This is a genomic window from Stenotrophomonas sp. 112478_Sma, assembly GCF_056479905.1.
In genome coordinates this window covers 2,890,863-2,913,704 of record NZ_CM151072.1, presented here as the reverse complement: position 1 = coordinate 2,913,704, position 22,842 = coordinate 2,890,863, and the positions used below count along the sequence as shown (strand labels likewise).

21 protein-coding genes and 2 tRNA genes are annotated in these 22,842 nt (G+C 67.3%); 13 read left to right on the top strand and 10 right to left on the bottom strand.

The genetic code is table 11. The features are described 5' to 3' along the window. The first annotated feature begins 74 nt into the window (after positions 1–74). From ACZK08_RS13335 to ACZK08_RS13285, 11 genes are all read left to right on the top strand, one after another. On the top strand, positions 75–644 hold the full coding sequence (locus ACZK08_RS13335; RefSeq protein ID WP_053519688.1) for a glycine zipper 2TM domain-containing protein: 570 nt from the start codon (positions 75–77) through the stop codon (positions 642–644). Between the two features lie 319 nt (positions 645–963). Beyond that, entirely contained in the window at positions 964–1,974 is a 1,011-nt protein-coding gene (locus ACZK08_RS13330) for an N-acetylornithine carbamoyltransferase (RefSeq protein WP_053519689.1), read from the top strand. 60 nt (positions 1,975–2,034) lie between these two features. Further along, complete coding sequence (locus tag ACZK08_RS13325; RefSeq protein ID WP_053519690.1) at positions 2,035–3,231, top strand: argininosuccinate synthase; 1,197 nt, start codon at positions 2,035–2,037, stop codon at positions 3,229–3,231. An 85-nt stretch (positions 3,232–3,316) separates the two neighbouring features. Then, entirely contained in the window at positions 3,317–4,405 is a 1,089-nt protein-coding gene (locus ACZK08_RS13320; RefSeq protein ID WP_065181933.1) for an acetylornithine deacetylase, read from the top strand. A gap of 75 nt (positions 4,406–4,480) precedes the next feature. Continuing rightward, positions 4,481–5,809 carry an acetylglutamate kinase gene (locus ACZK08_RS13315; RefSeq protein WP_053519692.1) on the top strand — a complete coding sequence of 443 codons (1,329 nt, stop codon included), beginning with the start codon at positions 4,481–4,483 and terminating at the stop codon, positions 5,807–5,809. 3 nt (positions 5,810–5,812) lie between these two features. Beyond that, positions 5,813–6,415: a GNAT family N-acetyltransferase gene (locus ACZK08_RS13310; protein ID WP_065175501.1), complete on the top strand. Its 603-nt coding sequence runs from the start codon at positions 5,813–5,815 to the stop codon at positions 6,413–6,415. Beyond that, entirely contained in the window at positions 6,412–7,365 is a 954-nt protein-coding gene (gene argC, locus ACZK08_RS13305; protein ID WP_065181934.1) for an N-acetyl-gamma-glutamyl-phosphate reductase, read from the top strand. The genes ACZK08_RS13310 and argC overlap by 4 nt, the downstream gene beginning before the upstream one ends. 19 nt (positions 7,366–7,384) lie before the next feature. Further along, on the top strand, positions 7,385–8,680 hold the full coding sequence (argH, locus tag ACZK08_RS13300) for an argininosuccinate lyase (protein WP_065181935.1): 1,296 nt from the start codon (positions 7,385–7,387) through the stop codon (positions 8,678–8,680). Next, positions 8,680–8,943 carry a YciI family protein gene (locus tag ACZK08_RS13295; RefSeq protein ID WP_065181936.1) on the top strand — a complete coding sequence of 88 codons (264 nt, stop codon included), beginning with the start codon at positions 8,680–8,682 and terminating at the stop codon, positions 8,941–8,943. Before argH ends, ACZK08_RS13295 begins: the two co-directional genes overlap by 1 nt. 10 nt (positions 8,944–8,953) lie before the next feature. Continuing rightward, on the top strand, positions 8,954–10,111 hold the full coding sequence (proB, locus tag ACZK08_RS13290) for a glutamate 5-kinase (RefSeq protein ID WP_053519697.1): 1,158 nt from the start codon (positions 8,954–8,956) through the stop codon (positions 10,109–10,111). Beyond that, positions 10,108–11,379, top strand: coding sequence for a glutamate-5-semialdehyde dehydrogenase (locus ACZK08_RS13285; RefSeq protein ID WP_065181937.1), 1,272 nt, complete (start codon positions 10,108–10,110; stop codon positions 11,377–11,379). Before proB ends, ACZK08_RS13285 begins: the two co-directional genes overlap by 4 nt. Positions 11,380–11,417: 38 nt before the next feature. Here the strand turns inward: ACZK08_RS13285 and ACZK08_RS13280 are convergent, their stop codons facing one another. From ACZK08_RS13280 to ACZK08_RS13255, 6 genes are all read right to left on the bottom strand, one after another. After that, positions 11,418–12,623 (bottom strand): CynX/NimT family MFS transporter, encoded by a 1,206-nt coding sequence (locus tag ACZK08_RS13280; RefSeq protein ID WP_053519699.1) that lies wholly within the window; start codon positions 12,621–12,623, stop codon positions 11,418–11,420. 263 nt (positions 12,624–12,886) lie between these two features. Continuing rightward, a tRNA-Pro gene (locus ACZK08_RS13275) sits at positions 12,887–12,963 on the bottom strand. A gap of 141 nt (positions 12,964–13,104) precedes the next feature. After that, positions 13,105–13,181 (bottom strand) — tRNA-Pro (locus tag ACZK08_RS13270). Positions 13,182–13,236: 55 nt separating this feature from the next. Further along, entirely contained in the window at positions 13,237–13,353 is a 117-nt protein-coding gene (gene cydX / locus ACZK08_RS13265; protein WP_053520342.1) for a cytochrome bd-I oxidase subunit CydX, read from the bottom strand. A gap of 27 nt (positions 13,354–13,380) precedes the next feature. Continuing rightward, positions 13,381–14,532, bottom strand: a complete 1,152-nt coding sequence (gene cydB, locus ACZK08_RS13260; protein ID WP_053520343.1) for a cytochrome d ubiquinol oxidase subunit II — start codon at positions 14,530–14,532, stop codon at positions 13,381–13,383. A 17-nt stretch (positions 14,533–14,549) separates the two neighbouring features. Beyond that, positions 14,550–16,139 (bottom strand): cytochrome ubiquinol oxidase subunit I, encoded by a 1,590-nt coding sequence (locus ACZK08_RS13255; protein WP_053520344.1) that lies wholly within the window; start codon positions 16,137–16,139, stop codon positions 14,550–14,552. A 228-nt stretch (positions 16,140–16,367) separates the two neighbouring features. Here ACZK08_RS13255 and cydD point away from each other — a divergent pair, with 228 nt between their 5' ends. After that, positions 16,368–18,107 (top strand): thiol reductant ABC exporter subunit CydD, encoded by a 1,740-nt coding sequence (cydD, locus tag ACZK08_RS13250; RefSeq protein WP_065181938.1) that lies wholly within the window; start codon positions 16,368–16,370, stop codon positions 18,105–18,107. After that, the gene (gene cydC / locus ACZK08_RS13245; protein WP_478452232.1) at positions 18,104–19,777 is read left to right on the top strand and encodes a thiol reductant ABC exporter subunit CydC; all 1,674 of its coding nucleotides are present in this window, start codon (positions 18,104–18,106) and stop codon (positions 19,775–19,777) included. The genes cydD and cydC overlap by 4 nt, the downstream gene beginning before the upstream one ends. 13 nt (positions 19,778–19,790) lie before the next feature. Here the strand turns inward: cydC and ACZK08_RS13240 are convergent, their stop codons facing one another. The 4 genes from ACZK08_RS13240 to ACZK08_RS13225 form a co-directional block, all read right to left on the bottom strand. Beyond that, entirely contained in the window at positions 19,791–20,132 is a 342-nt protein-coding gene (locus ACZK08_RS13240; RefSeq protein ID WP_065181940.1) for a DUF1294 domain-containing protein, read from the bottom strand. Beyond that, complete coding sequence (gene metX, locus ACZK08_RS13235) at positions 20,132–21,244, bottom strand: homoserine O-acetyltransferase MetX (protein WP_065181941.1); 1,113 nt, start codon at positions 21,242–21,244, stop codon at positions 20,132–20,134. Before metX ends, ACZK08_RS13240 begins: the two co-directional genes overlap by 1 nt. Positions 21,245–21,405: 161 nt before the next feature. Then, the gene (locus ACZK08_RS13230; RefSeq protein WP_065181992.1) at positions 21,406–22,398 is read right to left on the bottom strand and encodes a tetratricopeptide repeat protein; all 993 of its coding nucleotides are present in this window, start codon (positions 22,396–22,398) and stop codon (positions 21,406–21,408) included. Next, a complete protein-coding gene (locus ACZK08_RS13225) occupies positions 22,392–22,838 on the bottom strand; it encodes a cytochrome c-type biogenesis protein (RefSeq protein WP_053516933.1) in 447 nt (148 codons plus the stop codon). Before ACZK08_RS13225 ends, ACZK08_RS13230 begins: the two co-directional genes overlap by 7 nt. Positions 22,839–22,842: the final 4 nt, after the last annotated feature.

The following is a 22,842-nucleotide window of genomic DNA, read 5'->3' as shown; positions in this document are numbered from 1 at the left end:
CGCGGACGGGTAATGTTCAGCCCCTTGCGCTCGTCACTGCCTACACTATTGCCGTGTCCTTGCTCCCGTCGCCAATGAAATCCACCGCGTTGCTGACCCTGGCCTGGCTGTCGGCGTTGCCGGCCGTGGCTCTGGCCCAGGAGGGGGAGCCCCGCAACCGGGTGGTGATCGTGGAGAACGTGAAGTTCGACTACGCCCAGGTGCTGAACGTCGAGCCGGTGTTCCAGACCCTGCGCGCGACCCGGACCGAGGAGCACTGCGAGCCGGTGTCGACCCGGACCCTGGCCCCGGTGAATGTCACCGGCGAGGAGCCGACGGAGGACAAGGGCCGGATCAGCCGCTTCTGGGACTCGGTGCGCTCGATGTTCAAGCGCAGCGACGAGGAGGCGGTGGACGAGACCGCAGCCGAGACGCCGGCCGCGCCCACCGGTCCCACCAACAACGGGCCGATGCTGACCCGCGACTGCCGGATCGTTCCCGTCGGGCGCGAGTTCCGTCGGCCCATCGCCTACGACGTGGATTACGTCTACAGGGGCACCAAGTACCGCTCGCGCCTGCCGGAAGACCCTGGCAACCGGCTCAAGGTCCGGGTCTCGATCACGCCCTGGGTCGGCCCGGAGCAGGGCACCGCCAGCAATCCCTGATTCTGGGACCCCGGCCCCTTGCGCCGGCGCCGGCCGCGTGCAAAGATGCCCGGCCATGAAGCTCACCGACTTCCAGCACGACAGCAGCGCAGCCCGACAGGCGTCGGGCATGACCTCGCGTGCCCGTCGACCGGAACCCCACATTCTCGCTGGGTAACCGGAGCTTTTTGCTGTTCGTCCGATAGAAACCCAGCCCGCCGGCTGGGTTTTTTCGTTTCCGCTTCCTGAAAGCTTCAACTGCAACGATTTCACCCCACCTTTGGTCTCCGCATTTCCCTTCCACCGCGTCGAACCTGACGCCGCCACGCAAGGAAAGATGATGTCCCCCAAGCACTTCCTGAACACCCAGGACTGGAGCCGCAGCGAGCTTGATGCGCTGCTGACCCAGGCAGCGCTGTTCAAGCGCAACAAGCTCGGCGACCAGCTCAAGGGCAAGTCGATCGCGCTGGTGTTCTTCAATCCGTCGATGCGCACCCGCACCAGCTTCGAGCTGGGCGCGTTCCAGCTGGGTGCGCACGCGGTGGTGCTGCAACCGGGCAAGGATGCGTGGCCGATCGAGTTCAACCTCGGTACGGTGATGGACGGCGATACCGAAGAACATATCGCCGAAGTGGCCAAGGTGCTGGGCCGCTACTGCGACATCATCGCCGTGCGCGCGTTCCCGAAGTTCGTGGACTGGGCCTATGACCGCCAGGACATCGTGCTCAACAGCTTCGCCAGGTATTCGCCGGTGCCGGTGATCAACATGGAGACCATCACCCACCCGTGCCAGGAACTGGCTCACGTGATGGCGCTGCAGGAGCACTTCGGCACCCAGGACCTGCGCGGCAAGAAGTACGTGCTGACCTGGACCTATCATCCCAAGCCGCTGAATACCGCCGTGGCCAACTCGGCGCTGACCATCGCCACCCGCATGGGCATGGACGTGACCCTGCTGTGCCCGACCGCCGACTACATTCTCGACGACCGCTACATGGGCTGGGCCGAGCAGAACGTGGCCGAGAGCGGCGGTTCGCTGAAGATCAGCCATGACATCGACAGCGCCTACGCCGGTGCCGATGTGGTCTACGCCAAGAGCTGGGGCGCGCTGCCGTTCTTCGGCAACTGGGAGCCGGAAAAGCCGATCCGCGACCAGTTCAAGCACTTCATCGTCGACGAACGCAAGATGGCACTGACCAACAACGGTGTCTTCAGCCACTGCCTGCCGCTGCGTCGCAACGTGAAGGCGACCGACGCGGTGATGGACTCGCCGCAGTGCATCGCCATCAACGAGGCCGAGAACCGCCTGCACGTACAGAAGGCGATCATGGCGGCGGTTGCCGGGCGCTGATTCTTCCCCAATTCAAAAACCCCGCCGGGCATGGCCCGGCGCTACCAGGACATTACCCCCATGAGCAACAAAGACGTCGTCCTCGCCTTCTCCGGTGGCCTCGATACCAGCTTCTGCGTGCCGTACCTGCAGGAGCGCGGCTACAACGTGCATACCGTGTTCGCCGACACCGGCGGCGTGGATGATGAAGAGCGTGATTTCATCGAGAAGCGTGCCGCCGAGCTGGGCGTGACCAGCCATGTCACCGTCAACGGTGGCCCGGCCATCTGGGAGGGCTTCGTCAAGCCGTTCGTGTGGGCGGGCGAGGGCTACCAGGGCCAGTACCCGCTGCTGGTCTCGGACCGCTACCTGATCGTCGATGCCGCGCTGAAGCGCGCCGCCGAGCTGGGCACCAACATCATCGCCCACGGCTGCACCGGCATGGGCAACGACCAGGTCCGCTTCGATCTGGCGGTGAAGGCGCTGGGCGACTACCAGATCATCGCGCCGATCCGCGAGATCCAGAAGGAGCACACCCAGACCCGCGCCTACGAACAGAAGTACCTGGAAGAGCGTGGTTTCGGCGTGCGCGCCAAGCAGCAGGCCTACACCATCAATGAGAACCTGCTGGGCGTGACCATGTCCGGTGGCGAGATCGACCGCTGGGAAGCTCCGGGCGAGGGTGCACGTGGCTGGTGCTCGCCGCGCAGTGAATGGCCGGAACAGGCGCTGACCGTCACCCTGAAGTTCGTCGAAGGCGAAGCGGTCGAGCTCGACGGCAAGGCATTGCCGGGCGACCAGATCCTGGCCCAGCTCAACAAGCTGTTCGCTCCCTACGGCGTGGGCCGTGGCGTGTACACCGGCGACACCGTGATCGGCCTGAAGGGCCGCATCGTGTTCGAGGCCCCCGGCCTGGTTTCGCTGCTGGCCGCCCACCGCGCGCTGGAAGACGCGGTGTTGACCAAGCAGCAGAACCGCTTCAAGCCGGACGTGGCGCGCAAGTGGGTGGAGCTGGTCTACGAAGGCTTCTATCACGACCCGCTGAAGACCGACATCGAAGCGTTCCTGAAGTCCTCGCAGGCCAAGGTCAACGGCGAAGTGGTACTGGAGACCCGTGGCGGGCGCGTGGACGCGGTGGCGGTGAAGTCGCCGCATCTGCTCAACACCAAGGGCGCCACCTATGCGCAGTCGGCCGACTGGGGCGTGGAAGAGGCGGAAGGCTTCATCAAGCTGTTCGGCATGAGCTCCACGCTGTACGCGCAGGTCAATCGCGGTTGACCGCGATTGCGCTGGGGCGCTCCAGCAGAGGCGATACGGTAGCGCCGGGCCATGCCCGGCGGAATTTCACAGGAACTGTTGATTCATGCTTGAACAGACACTCGATCACCTGCAGGCCCTGGTGTCCTTCGACACCCGCAACCCGCCGCGCGCGATCAGCACCGCGGGCATCTTCGATTACCTGCGCGCCAACCTGCCGGGTTTCACCGTTGAAGTGATCGATCACGGGGCCGGTGCGGTCAGCCTGTATGCCGTGCGCGGCACACCGAAGTACCTGTTCAACGTGCATCTGGACACGGTGCCGGATTCGCCACACTGGACTGCCGACCCGCACGTGATGCGCCGCCTGGACGATCGTGTGGTCGGCCTGGGCGTGTGTGACATCAAGGGCGCTGCGGCGGCGCTGATGGCTGCGGCCAATGCCAGTGACGGCGACGCCGCGTTCCTGTTCTCCAGCGACGAGGAAGCCAACGATCCACGCTGCATCGCCGCGTTCCTGGCCCGTGGCATTGCCTATGACGCGGTGCTGGTGGCCGAGCCGACCATGAGCGAGGCCGTGCTCGCGCACCGTGGCATCAGCTCGGTGCTGATGCAGTTCGCCGGCCGTGCGGGCCATGCGTCCGGCAGGCAGGATGCCGCCGCCAGTGCGCTGCACCAGGCGATGCGCTGGGGCAATCGGGCCCTGGATCATGTGGATTCCCTTGCATCTGCACGCTTCGGTGGCCTGACCGGCCTGCGTTTCAACATCGGGCGCGTCGAAGGCGGGATCAAGGCCAACATGATCGCACCGGCAGCCGAAGTGCGTTTCGGCTTCCGCCCCCTGCCCTCGATGGACATCGATGCGCTGCTGGCGACCTTCGCGGGTCTTGCCGAACCGGAAGCCGCGCTGTTCACCGAAACCTTCCGTGGCCCCAGCCTCCCGGCCGGTGACATCGCCGAAGCCGAGAACCGCCGTCTGCTGGCGCGTGACGTGGCCGATGCGCTGGAGCTGCCGATCGGCAACGCGGTGGACTTCTGGACCGAGGCCTCGCTGTTCTCCGCGGCAGGCTATACCACGCTGGTGTTCGGCCCCGGCGACATTGCCCAGGCCCACACGGCCGATGAGTTCGTGACGCTGGAGCAGCTGCAACGCTATACCGACGCCGTGCACCGCATCATCGGCGCCGGCGCCTGATCAACCCCACAACGCCGCCACGCCCCGGCATGGTGGAACTGCAACGCGGCGACCGCCGCCCGTGACGAAACCGAAATGTCTCCTGCCCTCCAGCCCCACCGCCAGACCCGCCAGACCATCGTGCGCCTGCTGTCCAGCATGGCCAGCGCGAAGGAGATCAGCCAGTACCTCAAGCGCTTCTCGCAGCTGGACGCCAAGCGCTTCGCCGTGGTCAAGGTCGGTGGCGCCGTGCTGCGCGACGATCTTGAAGCGCTGACTTCCTCGCTGTCCTTCCTGCAGGAAGTCGGGCTGACCCCGATCGTGCTGCACGGTGCCGGCCCTCAGCTGGACGCCGAGCTGTCTGCCGCCGGCATCGAGAAGCAGACCGTCAACGGCCTGCGCGTGACCTCGCCGGAAGCACTGGCGATCGTGCGCCGGGTGTTCCAGCAATCCAACCTGCGCCTGGTCGAAGCCCTGCAGCAGAATGGAGCGCGTGCCACCTCGATCACCGGTGGCGTGTTCGAGGCCGAGTACCTGGACGTGGACACCTACGGCCTGGTCGGTGAAGTGAAGAAGGTCAACCTGGCGCCGATCGAAGCCAGCCTGCGCGCCGGATCGATCCCGGTCATCACCAGCCTGGGTGAGACCGCCGGCGGACAGATCCTGAACGTCAATGCCGACTTTGCCGCCAACGAACTGGTGCAGGAACTGCAGCCGTACAAGATCATCTTCCTGACCGGTACCGGTGGCCTGCTGGACGAGGCGGGCAACGTCATCGATTCGATCAACCTGTCCACCGAGTACGACCACCTGATCGCACAGCCGTGGATCCACGGCGGCATGAAGGTCAAGATCGAACAGATCAAGGATCTGCTCGATCGCTTGCCGCTGGAATCGTCGGTGTCGATCACCCGCCCGGCCGATCTGGCCAAGGAACTGTTCACCCACAAGGGCTCAGGCACGCTGGTGCGCAAGGGCGAGAAGGTGCTGCGTGCGGCCACGTGGGACGAGTTGGATCTGCCACGCCTGAAGGGCCTGATCGAATCCAGCTTCGGCCGCACCCTGGTGCCGGACTACTTCCAGAAGACCAGGCTGCTGCGCGCGTACGTCAGCGAGAACTATCGGACGGCCGTCATCCTGACCAACGAGGCCGAAGGTGTCTATCTGGACAAGTTCGCCGTGCTCGATGATGCGCAGGGCGAGGGCCTGGGGCGTGCGGTCTGGAACGTGATGCTGGAGGAAACGCCTCAGCTGTTCTGGCGCTCGCGTCACGGCAATCCGATCAACCACTTCTACTACGCCGAATCCGACGGCTGCTACAAGCAGGATCAGTGGAAGGTGTTCTGGTTCGGTGCCGATGGCATCGACCGCATCCGCACCTATGTCGATCACTGCGCTGCACGCGCACCGAGCCTGCAGGGCTGAACGATGACCGTCACCGACACCTGGGCGACGGTGCCGACCCTGCGCGGCCAGCATGTGACGCTGCAGCCCTTGCAGCAGGGACACGTGGACGGCCTGCGTGCCGCGCTGGAAGGCAGCGGACTGGACCGGCTCTGGTACACCCAGGTGCCGGCGCCGGCACAGGCAGGCGCCTACGTACAGGCCGCACTGCAGGCGCAGGCGGAGGGCAGGGTGCTGCCCTTCGTCATCCGTGATGCCGCTGGCGACATCGTCGGCAGCACCCGCTTCTATGACCTCGATGCCGCCGTGCCCAGGCTCAGTCTCGGCTATACCTGGTATGCACCGCGCGCGCAGCGTACCGGTGCCAATACCGAGGCCAAGCTGTTGCTGCTGCAGCATGCCTTCGAGGTCATGGGCTGCATCAGCGTGGTGCTGGAAACCAGCTGGTTCAACACCACCTCGCGCACCGCCATCGCCCGCCTGGGGGCCAAGCAGGATGGCGTGCTGCGCAACCACAAGCGGCATGCCGACGGCACGCCGCGCGACACCGTCATCTTTTCCATCATCGATGCGGAATGGCAGGGCGTGAAGCGCCACCTGCAGTACCGTCTGGACAGCCACGCATGAACGATTCGATTTTCTCCCTGGGCATCATCGGTGCCCGCGGCCATACCGGTGCCGAACTGATCAAGCTCGTTGCCGCGCATCCGCGCCTGCGCCTGGCGTTCGTATCGTCGCGCGAACGTGCAGGGCAGCGCCTGTCTGACCATCACCCGGAAGTGCAGGGTGACCTGCGCTACGAGAACCTCGACGCCGAGGCGGTGGCGGCCAAGGGCGTGGACGCGGTGATCCTGGCGCTGCCCAATGGCCTGGCCGCACCGTTCGTGGCCGCGCTTGAAAGCGCCCGGCCCGATACGGTGATCGTGGACCTGTCGGCCGATTACCGCTTCGACCACAGCTGGTACTACGGTCTGCCGGAGCTGACCCGGGGTCGCTACACCGGGCAGAAGCACATCAGCAATCCTGGCTGCTACGCCACCGCGATGCAGCTGGCGATCCATCCGCTGCTGGACCTGCTGGCCGGGCCGCCGCAGTGCTTCGGCGTGTCCGGCTACTCCGGTGCGGGCACCACGCCCTCCGACAAGAACAACGTCGAGCTGCTGGCCGACAACCTGATGCCGTACGCGCTGACCAACCACGTGCACGAGCGCGAGGTGTCGGTGCAGCTGGGGGTGGCAGTGGAGTTCATGCCGCATGTGGCGCCCCATTTCCGCGGCATCACCCTGACCGCCAATCTGTGGTTGAACCGCGCACAGACGCGCGAGCAGATCGTCGAGCGTTTCCAGCAGGCCTATGCCGGCGAAGCACTCATCGAGGTGGTGGATGACGCGCCGTGGGTCAGCCGCATCGCCGGCCGCCACGGTGCCCAGATCGGTGGCTTCACCCTGGCCCCGGGTGGCAAGCGGGTAGTGGTGGTGGCGACCCTGGACAACCTGCTGAAGGGCGCGGCCACCCAGGCCATGCAGAATCTCAACCTTGCGCTGGGCATCGACGAACTGACGTCGATCCCGCACTGAACCCGCATCCGGAGCCCCCATGGCAGACCTTCTTTGGCAGAAACCCGGCGTCGCTGTCGACGCCCAGATCCAGACCTTCCTCGCCGGCGATGACGTGATCCTCGACCGTGAGTTCTTCCTGCATGACATCGCGGCCAGCGCCGCGCATGCACAGGGCCTGCAGCACATCGGCATCCTCGCCGCCAGCGAGCTGGAGGGCCTGCTGCGCGAGCTGGAGGTGCTGGCAGACGACTTCCGCGCAGGCCGTTTCGTGCTGGATACGCGCTATGAAGACGGTCACTCGGCGATCGAAGCGCGCCTGACCGAGCGGTTGGGTGATGCCGGCCGCAAGATCCACACCGGTCGCAGCCGCAATGACCAGATCCTGGTCGCCACGCGCCTGTGGCTGAAGGAAAAGCTGCAGCGCGTCGCCCAGCTCAGCGCCGAGGTGGCCAAGGTCGCGCTCGACCGCGCTCAGGCGGAAAAGGACCTGCCGGTGCCGGGCTATACGCACATCCAGCGAGCCGTCGTGTCCTCGGCGGGCATGTGGTGGGCCGGCTGGGCGGAAGCCTTCATCGACAATGCCATCCGTGCACGTGACACCCATGCGCTGGTCGATGCCAACCCGCTGGGTACCGCCGCCGGGTATGGCGTGAACCTGCCGCTGGACCGTGAACACACCACGGCTGCGCTCGGTTTCGCGCGCATGCAGGTATCACCGATCTATGCACAGCTGTCGCGCGGCAAGTTCGAGCTGGCCGCCCTGGAGGCGCTGGGTGGCGCTACCCTGGACCTGCGTCGCATCGCCTGGGACCTGTCGCTGTTCACCAGCGCCGAATTCGGCTTCGTCGCACTGCCGGCGCAGTACACCACCGGCAGCTCGATCATGCCGAACAAGCGCAACCCCGATGTGATCGAACTGATGCGTGCCACCCACGCCAGCGTTGCTGCGGCGCGCACCGAAATCGAACAGCTGCTGTCGCTGCCGTCCGGCTACCATCGTGATCTGCAGTCGTCCAAGGGGGCCATCTTCCACGGCTTCGGTCGCGGCCTGGCCGCGCTGGAACTGCTGCCGGCGCTGCTGGCCAATCTGGAATGGCGCGAGGACAGGCTGCGCGCGGCGATCGACTCCGGCATGTATGCCACCGACGTCGCGGTCGAGGCCGCCGTGGCCGGCGTGCCGTTCCGCGACGCCTACAAGGCCGCCGCGGCAGGTGCCGACAGCGCAGGGCAGGGACGCACGCCGGAGGGCAGCCTGGCCGCGCGTGTCTCGCCGGGTTCGGCATCGGACCTGCGCCTGGATGAGCTGCGCGCGCGCTGGCAGGCGCTGTCCTGATGGCGGGCACCGTCTATCTGGTCCTGGCCATGCGCCGGCCCGGCTTCAGTGCCGCCGCTGTGCAGCCGCATCTGGATTTCCTCGATGGACTGCGTGCGCAGGGCCAACTGCAGCTCACCGGTGGTTTCGCCGACGGCAGCGGCGGTGCCTACGTGCTGTGCAACGTGGAGAGCCTCGCACAGGCGCAGGCCATCGTCGCCACGGATCCGCTGGTGACGATGCAGGCCTCCGAGCTGACCGTGCACGAATGGAATACGCGCTGAGAGCCCGGCCATGACCCCGCACGCCGCCCCCGTCGCTTCGCCGTTTCCCGAACAGGCGCTGCCGCCATGGCGACGTGCCGTACTGAAGGTGGGCAGCAGCCTGCTCGCTGCCGATGGAGGCGGCCTGTCGCCACGCCACGCGCTTGGCCTGGCCCAGTTCGTCTCGGCCAATGTGCTGGCTGGCCGCGAAGTGGTGATCGTCTCGTCGGGCGCGGTCGCCGCCGGCCGCGCGATCCTGCCGCGTGCCGATGCGCCGGGCGCTGCGATGGCCGCGCGGCAGGCACTGGCTGCGCTTGGCCAGGCGCAGCTGATCGGCCTGTGGCAGCGCTTCTTCGAGCGCCCGGTCGCGCAGGTGCTGCTGACCCACGACGACCTGCGCAACCGCCGCCGCTACCTCAACGCCCGCGCCACCCTCACCGAACTGCTGCGGCTGGGTGCGCTGCCGGTGGTGAACGAGAACGACACCGTCTCGGTGGATGAACTCAAGCTCGGCGACAACGACAACCTGGCCGCGACCGTGGCGGCGCTGGTCGATGCCGACGCATTGTTCATCGCCACCGACATCGATGGCCTGTACAGCGCCGATCCGCGCACCGTGGCCGACGCACGGCCGCTGCACGATGTGCCGGAACTGGGCCCGGACGTGCTGGCGATGGCCGGCGGCGCCGGCTCGCGCGCGGGCACCGGGGGCATGCGTACCAAGCTGGAGGCCGCAGCCAAGGCCGGCCGGCTGGGTATCGAAACCTATCTGTTCAACGGCCGCAGCGGCGAGGTGGTGCGCGCGCTGGCGCAGGATCGCCTGTTCGGCACCCGGATCCATGCCGCACGCAGCCGTGAAGCGGCGCGCAAGCACTGGCTGCGCCATGCCCCCCTGGCCGATGGCGCGATCGTGATCGACGCCGGCGCGGCGCAGGCGATGCGTGAGAAGGGCGCCTCGCTGCTGCCCGGTGGCATCACCGGTGCCGACGGTGATTTCCGCCGGGGCGACATGGTGCAGGTGTGCTGGAACACCGCCGAAGGGCGGGTCTGCGTTGCCCGTGGTGTCAGCCAGTACGCGGCTGACGACGTGCGCCGCATCGCTGGCCGCCATTCGCGCGACATCCAGGCCGTACTGGGCTACAACTATGGGGGCAGCGTCGTCCATCGTGACGATCTGGTGCTGCCATGACCGGACCGCAGGACACCTCGATGAGTGACATCCAAGCACAGGCACGCGCCTGCCGTGACGCGGCCCAGGCGGTTGCAGGCCTCGACAGCGAAGCGCGGCGCGCGCTGCTGCAGGCCATGGCACAGGCACTGGAAGTGAATGCCGGCCAGATCCTGGCCGGCAATGCGCGCGACCTGGCCGCCGCGCGCGACAAGGGCGTCGGCAGTGCCATGCTGGACCGGCTGGCACTGGACCCGCCGCGTCTGCTGGCGATGGCCGACGCGGTGCGTGAGGTTGCCGCGTTGCCCGATCCAGTCGGGCAGGTGACCCGCGACGACGTCCGCCCCAATGGCATCCGCGTGCAGAAAGTGCGGGTGCCGCTGGGCGTGATCGCGATGATCTACGAGGCGCGCCCGAACGTGACCGCCGAAGCGGCCGCACTGTGCCTGAAGGCAGGCAACGGCGTGATCCTGCGTGGTGGCTCCGAGGCGATCCATTCCAATACCGCCATTGCCCAGGCATTGGCCTGTGCGTTGCAGGCCAACGGTGTTCCCCCCGCAGCGGTGACTGTACTGACCGACCTGCGGCGTGAGGCGATGCTGGAGCTGCTGCAGCTGCACGAGCTGATCGACCTGGCGATTCCGCGGGGCGGCGAAGGCCTGATCCGCTTTGTCGCCGAACACGCGCGCGTGCCGGTGATCAAGCACTACAAGGGCGTCTGCCATCTGTTCGTGGACGCCAGCGCCGATCTCGACCAGGCCGTCGGCCTGCTGGTCGATGGCAAGTGCAGCCGGCCGGCCGCATGCAATTCACTGGAGACGCTGCTGGTGCATCGGCGCGTGGCGGCGGAGTTCCTGCCGCGCGTGGCGCAGTCGCTTGGCGAACGGGGCGTACAACTGCGTGCGGATGCCCACGCGCGTCCGTTGCTGCCGGGCAGCACCGAGGCGACCGACGAGGACTACGCAGCCGAATTCCTCGATCTGGTGTTGGCCGTGCGCGTCGTCGATGATCTCGATGCGGCAATCGCGCATATCCGCCGCTACACCTCCGATCACACCGAAGTGATCGCGACCACCGATGCCGTCAATGCCGAGCGGTTCGTCAATGCGCTGCGCTCGGCGGTGGTGATGGTCAACGCGTCCTCGCGCTTTTCGGACGGCGGCCAGCTTGGGCTGGGCAGCGAGATCGGCATCTCCACCACGCGCCTGCATGCCTATGGTCCGATGGGGCTGGAGGCACTGACGGTCGAGCGCTTCGTGGTCCGCGGCGAGGGTCAGACGCGGGTCTGACCCGGCAGCCGCCAGGCCTGCGCCGGCGGCGAGCCGTTTTACCAGAGGTCTTCCAGCTTTCGCGGCTTGCAGGCCACCCACGATGCGCACAGCATCAGCGTGGCGCAGCCGAACAGGAAGCCGAACGGCAGCGTCCAGCCGTTGCTGACGGTATGCAGCCAACCGACCAGGAACGGACCCAGGCAGCTGAAGCTGTAACCCACGCCCTGCATGAAGCCGGACAGCGCGGCGGAACCGGTCGGGGTACGCGTGCGCAGGTTGATCAGGGTCAGCGCCAGCGGGAAGGTCGAGGGGCCCACGCCGAGCAGGCAGGCCCACAGCAGCGGCGCCTTCATGGGGGCCAGCAGCAGGCCGGCAAAGGCGATCACGAATGACGAATAGCCGATCAGGACCAGCGGGAACGGATTCTGCAGGCGCACCGCCATCGACGGAATGACCAGCGACGGCAACAGGCCCAGCGCCGAGAACACCGCCACCATCACCCCACCGAACGCAGGTGTGGCGCCGGCTTCGACCACGATGCGCGGCAGCCAGGTGAACATCGAATAGGTCATCAACGATGTCATGCCGAACATCAGCGTCATGCTCCAGCCCAACGAGGTGCGCCAGACCTTGCCGTGAGGCTGCGCGGTGGGATCGGCAGCGTCGGCCTGCGGCTTCGGCGCGCGCCTGGCCAGTACCAGCCACGGCAGCGCGGCGGCCAATGCCAGCAATGCCCACATGCCCAGCGATACGCGCCAGCCGGCCGCGCTGGCCACCGGCACCGCCAGCAGTGCCGGCAGCATGGTGCCCAGCTGCAGCACGCTGATGTAGAGCGTGCTCATGGTGCCGACCTTGTTGGCGAAATAGCGCTTCACCAGCGGCGGCACCACCACGTTGCCGATGCCCATTCCAGCCAGCGCGACGACCGCGCCCAGCAGCAGGGTGCCGACGTTGCCGGCGCTGGAGCGCAGCAGCAGGCCTGCCGTGGCCAGGATCATCGCCAGCAGGGTGGTGCGCTCCAGGCCCAGGCGCCGGGCCACGGCCGGCGTGGCCACGCCGAACAGCGCGAACGAGGCGGTCGGCAGCATGCCCAGTACGCCGGTCATGGTGGTGCCGAATCCGAACTGCTGGCCCAGTACGTCCAGCAGCGGGGTGATCGAGGTGACGGCAGTGCGCAGGTTGACCGCCGCCAGCAGGATGGCGGCGAATGCCAGAACGCGGCCGTGCAGCAGCGACGGCGATTCGGATGAGGAGGAGCTCATGGTGGTCCTTGCAGGTGTCGCACGCCGCCACAGTGGCGTGCAGCGCCGGCATCGGTCTACGCCGACGCGGCAGGTGGGGGAGTGGACATCATTGTACGTGGCTGGCGAGGCGAGGTCCCGTCGGCGCAATCTGTCGCTATCGGCACCTTCCGGCGCGCTGCGGCGCGCCTCTCCGGCGTTGCGTCCGGCGGGTCGCTGGACGGCAGACACAAAAAAACCCGGAGGACGATGGCGTCTTCCAGGCTTCTTGGTGACCACCGGAGTGGTCGGGGAGACAGGATTCGAACCTGCGACCTCTACGTCCCGAACGTAGCGCTCTACCAGACTGAGCTACACCCCGAAGGGAGCCGCCTATTCTAGCCGTTCACCCCGATGGCGGCAAGGGGTGAACGCCGTTTCCTTCACGCTGCCGGGGGCAGCGGCTCTTCAGGGAACAAAAAAGCCTGGACGACTTCACCAGGCTTCAATGCGACCACCGAAGTGGTCGGGGAGACAGGATTCGAACCTGCGACCTCTACGTCCCGAACGTAGCGCTCTACCAGACTGAGCTACACCCCGAAGGAGCCGCCTAAGATACCGTGTGAAGGCCTGGGCGGCAAGGTTTTTTTACATTTCAGCGACGATTCTCTGTGTCGATGCGGTTCTGTTCGCGGGCTTCGAACCACATGCCGTTGAGGATGGCGACCGTCGAGGCGAGGCCGGCGCCGAGGATCCAGGCGAAATACCACATGTTCGGTTCTCCTTGGGAGGCAGGGGATCAGTAGGCGTTGGGGTTGCTGCCCATTTCATCGCTGGTGGTCTTGCCCTTGAGCACGCGGTACACCCAGGTGGTGTAAGCGAGGATGATCGGCAGGAACACCACCGTGGCCAGCAGCATGATCCACAGGGTCAGATGGCTGGACGAGGCATCCCACACGGTCAGGCTGGAGGTGGGCTGGCTGGAGGACGGCAGCAGGAACGGGAAGATCGCGAAGCCGACGGTCAGGATGATGCCGGCGATGGCTGCGCCGGAGGCGATGAAGGCCAGGCCGCCGCGACGGGCACGCAGCAGCACCGCGCTGGCGAGCAGGCCAAGCAGGCCGACCAGCGGCGCCAGCAGGGTCGCCGGCATGGTGCTGTAGTTGCGCATCCAGCCGCCGGCCGCGCCCAGCTCGGCGCTCTTCAGCAGCGGGTTGGTGGCGCCGTCGGTGATCACCTGCGAGGTGATCTGGTAGCCCGGCAGGCCGAAGGCCACCCAGGCTCCCCCCACCGCGAACAGTGCGAAGGCGATCAGCGCGGCAATGCTGCCAAAGCGTGCCGAGCGTTCAGCCACCGGGCCATCGGTCTTGATCACCAGCATCGCGGCACCGTGGGCCACCAGCATGGAAACGCTGAGCAGGCCGGCCAGCAGCGCGAACGGCATCAGCAGCCCGAAGAACGAGCCGGTGTAGAAGATGCGCATGCTGTCATCGAAGTGGAACGGCACGCCCAGCAGGACGTTGCCCACCGCCACGCCCATGATCAGCGCAGGGATGAAGCCGCCGATGAACAGCGCCCAGTCCCAGGTGTTGCGCCAGCGCTCGCCCGGCATCTTGCTGCGGAACTTGAAGCCGACCGGGCGCAGGATCAGGGCAAACAGGATGACGAACATCGCCAGGTAGAAGCCTGAGAAGCTGACCGCGTACAGCGGCGGCCAGGCGGCGAAGATCGCACCACCACCCAGGATCAGCCACACCTGGTTGCCTTCCCATACCGGGCCGATGGTGTTGATCACCAGCCGGCGCTCGGCGTCGGTGCGGGCCACGAAAGGCAGCAGCGTGCCCACTCCCAGGTCGAAACCATCCATCACCGCGAAGCCGATCAGCAGGATGCCGAGCAGCAGCCACCAGATCACGCGCAGCGTGGTGTAGTCCAGAAGAATGAAATCCATCTTGGTTTTCTCCTGCCTCAGGCCTGGCCGGCGGCCGGCGCTGCGGCATTGTGGGAAGCATGCGGGCGGGGCGACTGCAGCGACGGCAGCACCTCGTCCGGACCCTTGCGGATCGCCTTGAGCATCAGCTTGATCTCGACCACGATCAGTGCGGTGTAGATCGCGGTGAAGCCGGCCAGGGTCAGCACGATCTGGTGCAGGGCCAGGCCCGATGCCGCGTAGAACGTCGGCAGCACGCCATCAACCGCCCAGGGCTGACGGCCGTACTCGGCCACGAACCAGCCGCATTCGATCGCGATCCACGGTGCCGGCAGCGTCCACAGGGCCAGCGTGAGGAACCAGCGCTTGTCCTGGAAGTTGTTGCGGCACGAGTAGTAGAAGGCCAATGCGAAGAAGGCGATCAGATAGAAGCCCAGGCCCGCCATCACGCGGAAGGTCCAGAACAGCGGCATCACGCGCGGCACGGTATCCATTGCCGCCTGCGAGATCTGTTCGGGGGTGGCGTTGAGGATGTCCTCGCGGTAGCGCTTGAGCAGCAGCCCATGGCCCAGATCCTGCCAGTGGCGGTCGAACATCTCACGGGCTTCGACGTCGTTCTTGTTGGCGCGCAGGCGCTCCAGCGCACCGTAGGCGAGCTGGCCGCCGCGTACGCGGTGCTCGGCGCGCTCCACCAGTTCCAGGATGCCCGGGATCGGCTGGTCCAGCGAACGGGTGGCGATCAGGCCCATCAGGTATGGGATCTTCACCGCATAGTCGTTCTGGTGCGTCTGCTGGTTGGGAATGCCGAAGGCGGTGAAGTCCGCCGGGGCACGCTCGGTCTCCCACATCGCCTCGATCGCGGCCAGCTTCATCTTCTGGTGCTCGCTGGCGGCGTAGCCACTCTCATCGCCCAGCACCACCACCGACAGCGATGACAGCAGGCCGAACGCAGCGGCCACCGCGAACGAACGGCGGGCCAGGTCCTTGTGCTTGTTGCGCAGCAGGAACAGGGCACTGATCGACATCACGAACACCGCGCCGGTCACGTAGCCGGCGCTGACGGTATGCACGAACTTGGCCTGCGCCACCGGGTTGAACACCACGGCCATGAAATCGACCACTTCCATGCGCATGGTTTCCGGGTTGAACACCGCGCCGGTGGGGTTCTGCATCCAGCCGTTGGCGATCAGGATCCACACCGCCGACAGGTTGGTGCCCAGCGCCATCAGCCAGGTGACCGTCAGGTGCTTGACCTTGCTCAGGCGGTTCCAGCCGAAGAAGAACAGGCCGACGAAGGTGGCTTCCAGGAAGAAGGCCATCAGCCCTTCGATCGCCAGCGGCGCACCGAAGATGTCACCCACATAATGGCTGTAGTACGACCAGTTCATGCCGAACTGGAATTCCATGACGATGCCGGTGGCCACGCCCATGGCGAAGTTGATGCCGAAAAGCACGCCCCAGAACAGGGTCATCCGGCGCCAGATCTCCTTGCCGGTCATCACGTAGACACTCTCCATGATGGCGACCATGAACGACAGGCCCAGGGTGAGTGGTACGAATAGGAAGTGGTACATCGCGGTCAGCGCGAATTGCAGCCGCGACAGTTCTACGACTGTCTGATCAATCATGGCCTGGCTACCTCGTTGGATAGTGCCGTTGCAGGTGGCGGGAAGGGTGGTCTACGACGTGAATGATGTGACCGACTACTTCAGACAGCCTTGATCCAGATCAATGTATGAACAGGTACGCGAAGAGATCGTATGCGGGCCCTGTGAAAACTGCGACCCCTGGCCGCAGGGGGAGGCTGTTGCCTGTGCCTACAATGCCATCCATCCTCCACTCCCTGTGAAGACCCTTTGAGCGCTGCCGAACCGACCGTCCTTTCGCCGGAAGCCGAGACGAACCGGCAGCGGCGTGCCCGCACCGCGTGGCTGGCCGACCTTGCGCGGGGGGCACGGGGCCGCCAGCGCCTGGCGGCCGTATGCATCAGCCTGTCCGGCGCGCTGCTGATCGGCCAGGCCGCCGCCATCGCCTGGCTGGTGCAGCAGGTTCTGGTGGAGCAGGCGCCGCTGTCCTCGGGCCTGCCGGTGCTGGCCGCACTGGCGCTGATCCTGTTGCTGCGCACGGCATTGGGCAGCGCGACCCAGGCTGCCGCCGGCGATGTTGCCGACACTGCCCGCCTGGCCCTGCGCGAGCGCGTGTTCGCGCGCCTGCTCGGCCACGGGCCGCTGTGGCTGCGGCAGCGCCGCACCGGCGAGCTGGGCGAGCTGCTGCTGCATCATGGTGATGCGATCGAGAATTATTACAGCGGTTTCCTGCCGGTGCGCACTGAAGTGGTGGTGGTGCCCGTGCTGATCCTGGCCGCGGTGGCCTGGGTGGATTGGGTGGTGGCGCTGATCCTGCTGTTCACGGCGCCGCTGGTGCCGTTCTTCATGATGCTGGTGGGGTGGGGCGCCGAAGCGGCAGGTCGCGCGCAGCTGGGTGAGCTGGCGCGCATGAGCGGCCATTTCGCCGACCGCATCAAGGGCCTGGGCCTGCTGCGCGTGTACGGACGGGGCGAGGCCGAGCTGGCGGGCATAGAAGCCGCTGCCGAGGGCGTGCGGCTGCGCACGATGAAAGTGCTGCGGATCGCGTTCCTGTCGTCCACGGTGCTGGAGTTCTTCGCTTCCGTCAGCGTGGCGATGGTCGCGCTGTACCTGGGCTTGAGCTATCTGGGCATGATGTCGCTGCATGCGGCCGTGCCGACGTTGGGCGCCGGCCTGTTCTGCCTGCTGCTGGCACCGGAATTCTATGCACCGCTGCGACGACTGGCCGCCCATTATCACGATCGTGCCAACGCGCTGGCCGCGGCAGCCGAAGTGGAGCGCCTGCTGCAGTCGTTGCCGGATGAGCAGGGACTGATCGAGAACGAGGTCGTGCCGCTGGCAGTGGAGCCGGCCGAGGCCGCACTGCCGCCGCTGCAGGCGCAGGGCCTGGTGCTGCGCCCGCTGGGCGCGTCGCAGGATGTGCTGCAGGGCGTGGATGTGCTGCTGGAGCCAGGCCAGCGGCTGGCACTGGTGGGTGCCAGCGGCAGCGGCAAGAGCACGCTGCTGGAGGCACTGGCCGGCTGGCTGCCGCCGCGCGAGGGCAGGCTGATGCTGCGCCCCGGCGTGCAGGTGGCCTATGCCAGCCAGCGCCCCTATCTGTTCCACGGCAGCATCGCCGACAACCTGCGGCTGGCCGATCCTGGCGCCAGTGATGCACGATTGCGCGCGGTGGCCGAGGCAGCGCAGGTGCTCACGTTCGCGCAGGGGCTGCCGCAGGGGCTGGATACGATCATCGGTGAACGCGGCTTCGGCCTGTCCGGAGGAGAGGCACGACGCATCGGCCTGGCCCGCCTGCTGCTGCGCGACCCGCAGGTGCTGTTGCTGGATGAGCCGACCGCCTTCCTCGATGCAGATACCGAGGCCGCGCTGCTGCGCAGTCTTGCCGCCTACGCGCGTGGTCGCAGCGTGGTGGTTGCCACCCACAGCCCGGCCGTGATCGCCTGGGCTGATCGCTGCCTGCTGCTGCCGGAAGGACGTCTGGTCGAGCCGGCACAGGCGGTGCACGCATGAGCCGCTCGCCCGATACGCTGCGTGCGGTGTTCCTGCAGCAGCGGCCGCGTCTGCTGCTGACCATGCTGCTGCTGTGGACCACGATGCTGGCAGGTACCGCCCTGCTTGGCCTGTCCGGTGGCTTCCTCACCGCAGCGGCGCTGGCCGGTGCCGCCGGTCTCGGCCAGGGCTTCAACTTCTTTTCGCCTTCGGCCGGCATCCGTGGCCTGACCATGGCACGCATCGTTTCCCGTTATTTCGAGAAGCTGGTTGGCCACGATGCCACGTTGCGCATCGCCCGTGACCTGCGGGTGTGGTTCTTCCGGCGCGCCCTGCCACTGGCGCCCGCGCGGCTGGGTGCCACCCGCACCGGCGAGCTGCTCGCGCGCCTGCTCGGTGATATCGGTGAAGTGGACGGCCTGCTGGTCCGCGCGCTGGGCCCGCTGGTCGCGCTGGGTGCCCTGTCGACGGTGGCCGTGCTGTCGGCGGCGATGATCCTGCCGTCCGCAGCGGTGCTGCTGGCGGTGCTGGCCGCGCTGATTGCCTTCGGTGTGCCGTGGCTGGGCGTGCGTGGCCGCGATGGCGAGGAAGCGGATCGCGCCGCGCATCGAGCCGCGCTGCGCACTGCCGCGTTTGAAGGACTGGAAGGCGCGGGTGATCTGGCGGCGCTGCATGCCGATGCGGCGTGGCAGCTGAAGGTGCGGGTGGCCGCCAAGCAGTTGGCCGCGCGTGATCGCCGTCGCCGCTGGCGCCTGATCGCCGCGTCGACACTGCACGGCAGCGTGGCCGGACTTGGCCTGGTGGCCATGCTGGCACTGGCCCTGCATGCGGCCGAGCAGCAGCGCATCGCCGCTGAAATGGCAGCCGGACTGGTGTTCCTGACGGTGGCGCTGATCGAGCTGTGGGCGGGGATGGGCCTGGCATGGCAGTCGTTGCAGTCCGGTCGCATCTCGGCCGATCGCCTGCAGTCCATCGTCGAGCAGCCGCCGGCCGTGGACGAACCGCTGGCACCGCAGCCGGTTCCGGTGCACGCACGCGTGCACTGGGATGACGTCCACTTCCAGTGGCCGGGGGCGGTACGCCCGGTGCTGCGCGGGCTGCAGCTGACGTTGGCGCCCGGCGAGCGCATCGCGATCCGTGGCGACAGTGGCTGCGGCAAGACCACGTTGTCCAGCCTGCTGCTGCGCCTGTGGGATCCGCAGCAGGGCCGGCTGACCTATGGCGGGCGGGACCTGCGTGATTTCGCCCAGGCCGATTGGCATCGGCAGCTGGCCTGGCTGCCGCAGAACGCCCCGGTGTTCGCCGGCAGCGTGGCGGAGAACCTGCGCCTGGGGGATCATGATGCCGACGATGCTGCACTGTGGGCCGTGTTGCACAGGGTGCGGCTGGGCGAGTGGGCCGAGCGCAATGGTGGCCTGCTGGCCTGGGTTGGCGAGAACGGTGCGACGATGTCCGCGGGTCAGGCGAGACGCCTGGCGCTGGCCCGCGCGCTGTTGCGCAACGCGCCGATCCTGTTGCTGGACGAACCGACCGAAGGCCTGGACGTGGACACGGCCCATGCGCTGCTGCAGGATCTGGCCGGTCTGCTGGACGGTCGCAGCCTGTTGATGATCACCCATGACGACCTGCCCGATGGCGTGGTCGACGCGCAGTACCGGTTGCGCGATGGCGTGCTGATCCGCGAGGCGTGAGCGGCGCGCCTCATCAGGAAAATTCGCGCAGCATCACGGCGATCGAGGCCACATTGGCCAGCACGCACAACCCGAACACCCACTGGAACGCGGCTTTGCGATGCTTGTGGCGGAACGTCGCCTGGCCCAGCAATGCGCCGGGCCAGCCGCCGGCGAAGGCCAGCAGCTGGAGTGTCCGTTCCGGAATGCGCCGCTGGTTGCGTTGCGCGGCGCGCTTGTCATGGCCATACAGGCCAAACGACACGGCACTGGCCAGCAGGCACCAGCCGCCCAGCCACAGGGGCAGAACGCCGCTGATCGTCAGTGCGATCAGCGCGCCGAAGGCGGCCAGCGCGAGATGACGCCGCCATCCCACTAGAGCGTGTCGAGGAAGCTGCGAACAGCCGGGCCGAACCGATCGAAATCGACCAGGAAGGCATCATGGCCCTGCGGCGAGTCCAGTCCGATGAAGCGTGCATCGGCGCCGCCGGCGCGCAGGCCGTCGGCCACCTGCTGCTGCTGCTGCACCGGGAACAGGATGTCGGTGTTGGCACCGATGGCCAGCGCCTTGTCCACACGGATCCTGGCCAGTCCAGCCATGACATCGCCATCGGCATACTCGGCCAGGTCGAACCAGTCCATCGAGCGGCTCAGGTACAGATAGCAGTTCGGATCGAAGAAGCGCACGAAGCGGCGCGCGTGGCCTTCGAGATAACTTTCGACCTGGAACTCCAGGCCGAACGGATCGTCGTCGGCCTGGTCCGAATCCAGGCGCACGCGACCGAAGCGGCCGTCCCATTCCAGCGCCGAGCGGTAGGTGATCACCCCCAGCTTGCGCGCCATGCGCATGCCGGATTCAGGGTACTGGGTGTCGTCGTAGCGGCCACTGTTCCAGCGTGGATCGAGACGGATCGCTTCCCGCTGCAGCGATCGGATGGCGATGGAGAACGGCAGCGCCTGCGCACTGCCGGAAATGTTGATGTGGCTGCGCGCGATTCCCGGATGCAGCATCAGCACCGCCAGCGCGGTCATGCCGCCCATCGAGTTGCCGATCACGCATGCCAGCCGTTCGATACCCAGCGCACGCACCACCTCGACGGCGGCGCGTGCGCCGTCTTCGATCGACAGTTCGGGAAAGTCGAGTCGGTACGGTTCGCCGGTCGCCGGATTGATCGATGCCGGTCCTGTCGAGCCCTTGCAGCTGCCCAGCGAGTTCACGCAGACCACGAACCAGTGGTCGGTATCGATCGGCTTGCCCGGCCCGAGCATCGCCTCCCACCAGCCCGGTGCGGGATTGCCTGCGTTGCCGGCGGCATGTGCGTCCGGCGACAGGCCGGTGACGATCAGGATCGCGTTGCCCCCATCGGCAGCCAGCGTGCCCCAGGTCTCGTAGGCCACGCGCGCACCGTGCAGGGCGCCGCCGCGCTTGAACGGGAAGGGCGAAGGCAGGGCATGGAAGCGGGTGCCGGGCGGAATGAATTCGGTCATGCGGGCATTCTAGCGGGGCCACATGTGGAGCTGGCGACACGCTGGTTTCCATCAGCGGGCGAATGTCGCACGCCAACCCTCTGTCGGGCAGGGCCCGGCGCTACCGATGGCAAGCGCACAGGTAGCGCCGGGCCGTGCCCGGCGAGCGCAGCGGTGCGGTGTTACGGAAACCGCAGTTCCACCACGTCCTCATGCGGCAGGGTCACCTTTACCGGCAGGCTCTGCAGGTCACCGTCGCCGCGATTGGCACTGCCACTGCGCGAGATCCGCGCCAGCACTTCCACCTCGCGATGCGCTGACAGGGGGGCGGTGGGCATTGGACTGTCGCCGTCGCCAAGTCCGACCGTGCCGGGAAAACCAGCCAGAGGCAGCTTGCGCACCGCGACCGGCATCGGCGGGCCGCCGACCGCACGTGCCAGCACGAAGATCTGCGCGCCCGCGGGCCATTGCGCATGCTGCACGGAGGTGGGCAGCTGCACACGCACCTGCAGCAGTGCAGGCCAGGTCGCCGGGGCCGGATCATGCGCCTGTGCGGCCGCTTCGCGGGCAATGGCGATCTGTGCCTGCAGCGCCTGCGCGGCACCCGGTTCCAGGTGCGGCAGCAGGCCGCTCCAGACATCGGCGGCTTCGTTGTTGCGGCCGCGCTGGCGCAGGGCGATGCCGAGCAGCCAGCTGGCCCGTTCGGCTTCGGGCGCCAGCGTGCGCGCCTGCTGCAGCCACGATACAGCGGTGTCGTCGAACTGCTTTCCGGCATCGGCCTGGGCGCGCGCCTGTGCCGCTTCCACCAGCACGCCCGGGTCGTCCGGTGCCAGTGCCACCGCGCGTGCGAAGGCTTCGGCGGCTGCGGCGGCGTTGCCCAGTTCGCTCTGCGAGCGGCCGAGCAGGGCCCAGCCGTCGGCACGTTGTGGATCGCGCTGCAGCGCGCCCTGCAGGGCCTGCACGCCCTCGCGCAGGGTCGCCACCGATGGCGCCGGCTGCACCCGTGCCGCCTGCGGGTTCCCCACCAGCTGGTACAGGCAGGCGCCGGCGATGCCCACGGCAACCACGGCGACGACGAAGCCGGTGCGGCCTTGCCGCCGCAGCGGCCACAACACCAGCAGCGCAGTGAGCGCAGCGCTGGCGGCAGCCGCGAAAAGCAGCCAATCGTTCACCAGTCCTCTCCCACGTCGGCCGATGTCGGCGGTGCGGCGGCCACGGTGCGGGCACGACGGCGGACGATGCCCACCACCACCAGCGCGCCGGCGCCCAGTACCAGCAGCGGACCACCCCACAGCAACCAGGTGCCCGGCTGCAGTGGGGGCTGGTAAAGCACGAAGTCGCCATAGCGGGCAACGAGGAAGCGCTTGATCTGCGTATCGTCATGGCCCTGCTGCATCAGCTGCAGTACCTCCCGGCGCAGGTCCTGGGCGATCTGGGCGTTGGAATCGGCCAGCGACTGGTTCTGGCACTGCACGCAGCGCAGCTGCGCGGCGAGGTCGTGGAAACGACGCTCCTCCGCTGCATCACGGAACTGCAGCGGCTTTGGGTCATGCAGTGGTTGCTGCGCCAGGCCGGGCAACGACCCGGCCAGCAGCAGTACCAGCAGCCCGCGCAGGCCG

Excerpts from the sequence above, each read along its gene's own strand:
- ACZK08_RS13285 (WP_065181937.1), top strand. The coding sequence starts at position 10,108 with ATGACCGGACCGCAGGACACCTCGATGAGTGACATCCAAGCACAGGCA.
- ACZK08_RS13280 (WP_053519699.1), bottom strand. The coding sequence starts at position 12,623 with ATGAGCTCCTCCTCATCCGAATCGCCGTCGCTGCTGCACGGCCGCGTT.
- cydX (WP_053520342.1), bottom strand. The coding sequence starts at position 13,353 with ATGTGGTATTTCGCCTGGATCCTCGGCGCCGGCCTCGCCTCGACGGTC.
- ACZK08_RS13255 (WP_053520344.1), bottom strand. The coding sequence starts at position 16,139 with ATGATTGATCAGACAGTCGTAGAACTGTCGCGGCTGCAATTCGCGCTG.
- ACZK08_RS13335 (WP_053519688.1), top strand. The coding sequence starts at position 75 with ATGAAATCCACCGCGTTGCTGACCCTGGCCTGGCTGTCGGCGTTGCCG.
- ACZK08_RS13315 (WP_053519692.1), top strand. The coding sequence starts at position 4,481 with ATGTCTCCTGCCCTCCAGCCCCACCGCCAGACCCGCCAGACCATCGTG.
- argC (WP_065181934.1), top strand. The coding sequence starts at position 6,412 with ATGAACGATTCGATTTTCTCCCTGGGCATCATCGGTGCCCGCGGCCAT.
- ACZK08_RS13330 (WP_053519689.1), top strand. The coding sequence starts at position 964 with ATGTCCCCCAAGCACTTCCTGAACACCCAGGACTGGAGCCGCAGCGAG.
- ACZK08_RS13325 (WP_053519690.1), top strand. The coding sequence starts at position 2,035 with ATGAGCAACAAAGACGTCGTCCTCGCCTTCTCCGGTGGCCTCGATACC.
- cydC (WP_478452232.1), top strand. The coding sequence starts at position 18,104 with ATGAGCCGCTCGCCCGATACGCTGCGTGCGGTGTTCCTGCAGCAGCGG.
- ACZK08_RS13295 (WP_065181936.1), top strand. The coding sequence starts at position 8,680 with ATGGCGGGCACCGTCTATCTGGTCCTGGCCATGCGCCGGCCCGGCTTC.
- proB (WP_053519697.1), top strand. The coding sequence starts at position 8,954 with ATGACCCCGCACGCCGCCCCCGTCGCTTCGCCGTTTCCCGAACAGGCG.
- cydB (WP_053520343.1), bottom strand. The coding sequence starts at position 14,532 with ATGGATTTCATTCTTCTGGACTACACCACGCTGCGCGTGATCTGGTGG.
- ACZK08_RS13320 (WP_065181933.1), top strand. The coding sequence starts at position 3,317 with ATGCTTGAACAGACACTCGATCACCTGCAGGCCCTGGTGTCCTTCGAC.
- argH (WP_065181935.1), top strand. The coding sequence starts at position 7,385 with ATGGCAGACCTTCTTTGGCAGAAACCCGGCGTCGCTGTCGACGCCCAG.
- ACZK08_RS13310 (WP_065175501.1), top strand. The coding sequence starts at position 5,813 with ATGACCGTCACCGACACCTGGGCGACGGTGCCGACCCTGCGCGGCCAG.
- metX (WP_065181941.1), bottom strand. The coding sequence starts at position 21,244 with ATGACCGAATTCATTCCGCCCGGCACCCGCTTCCATGCCCTGCCTTCG.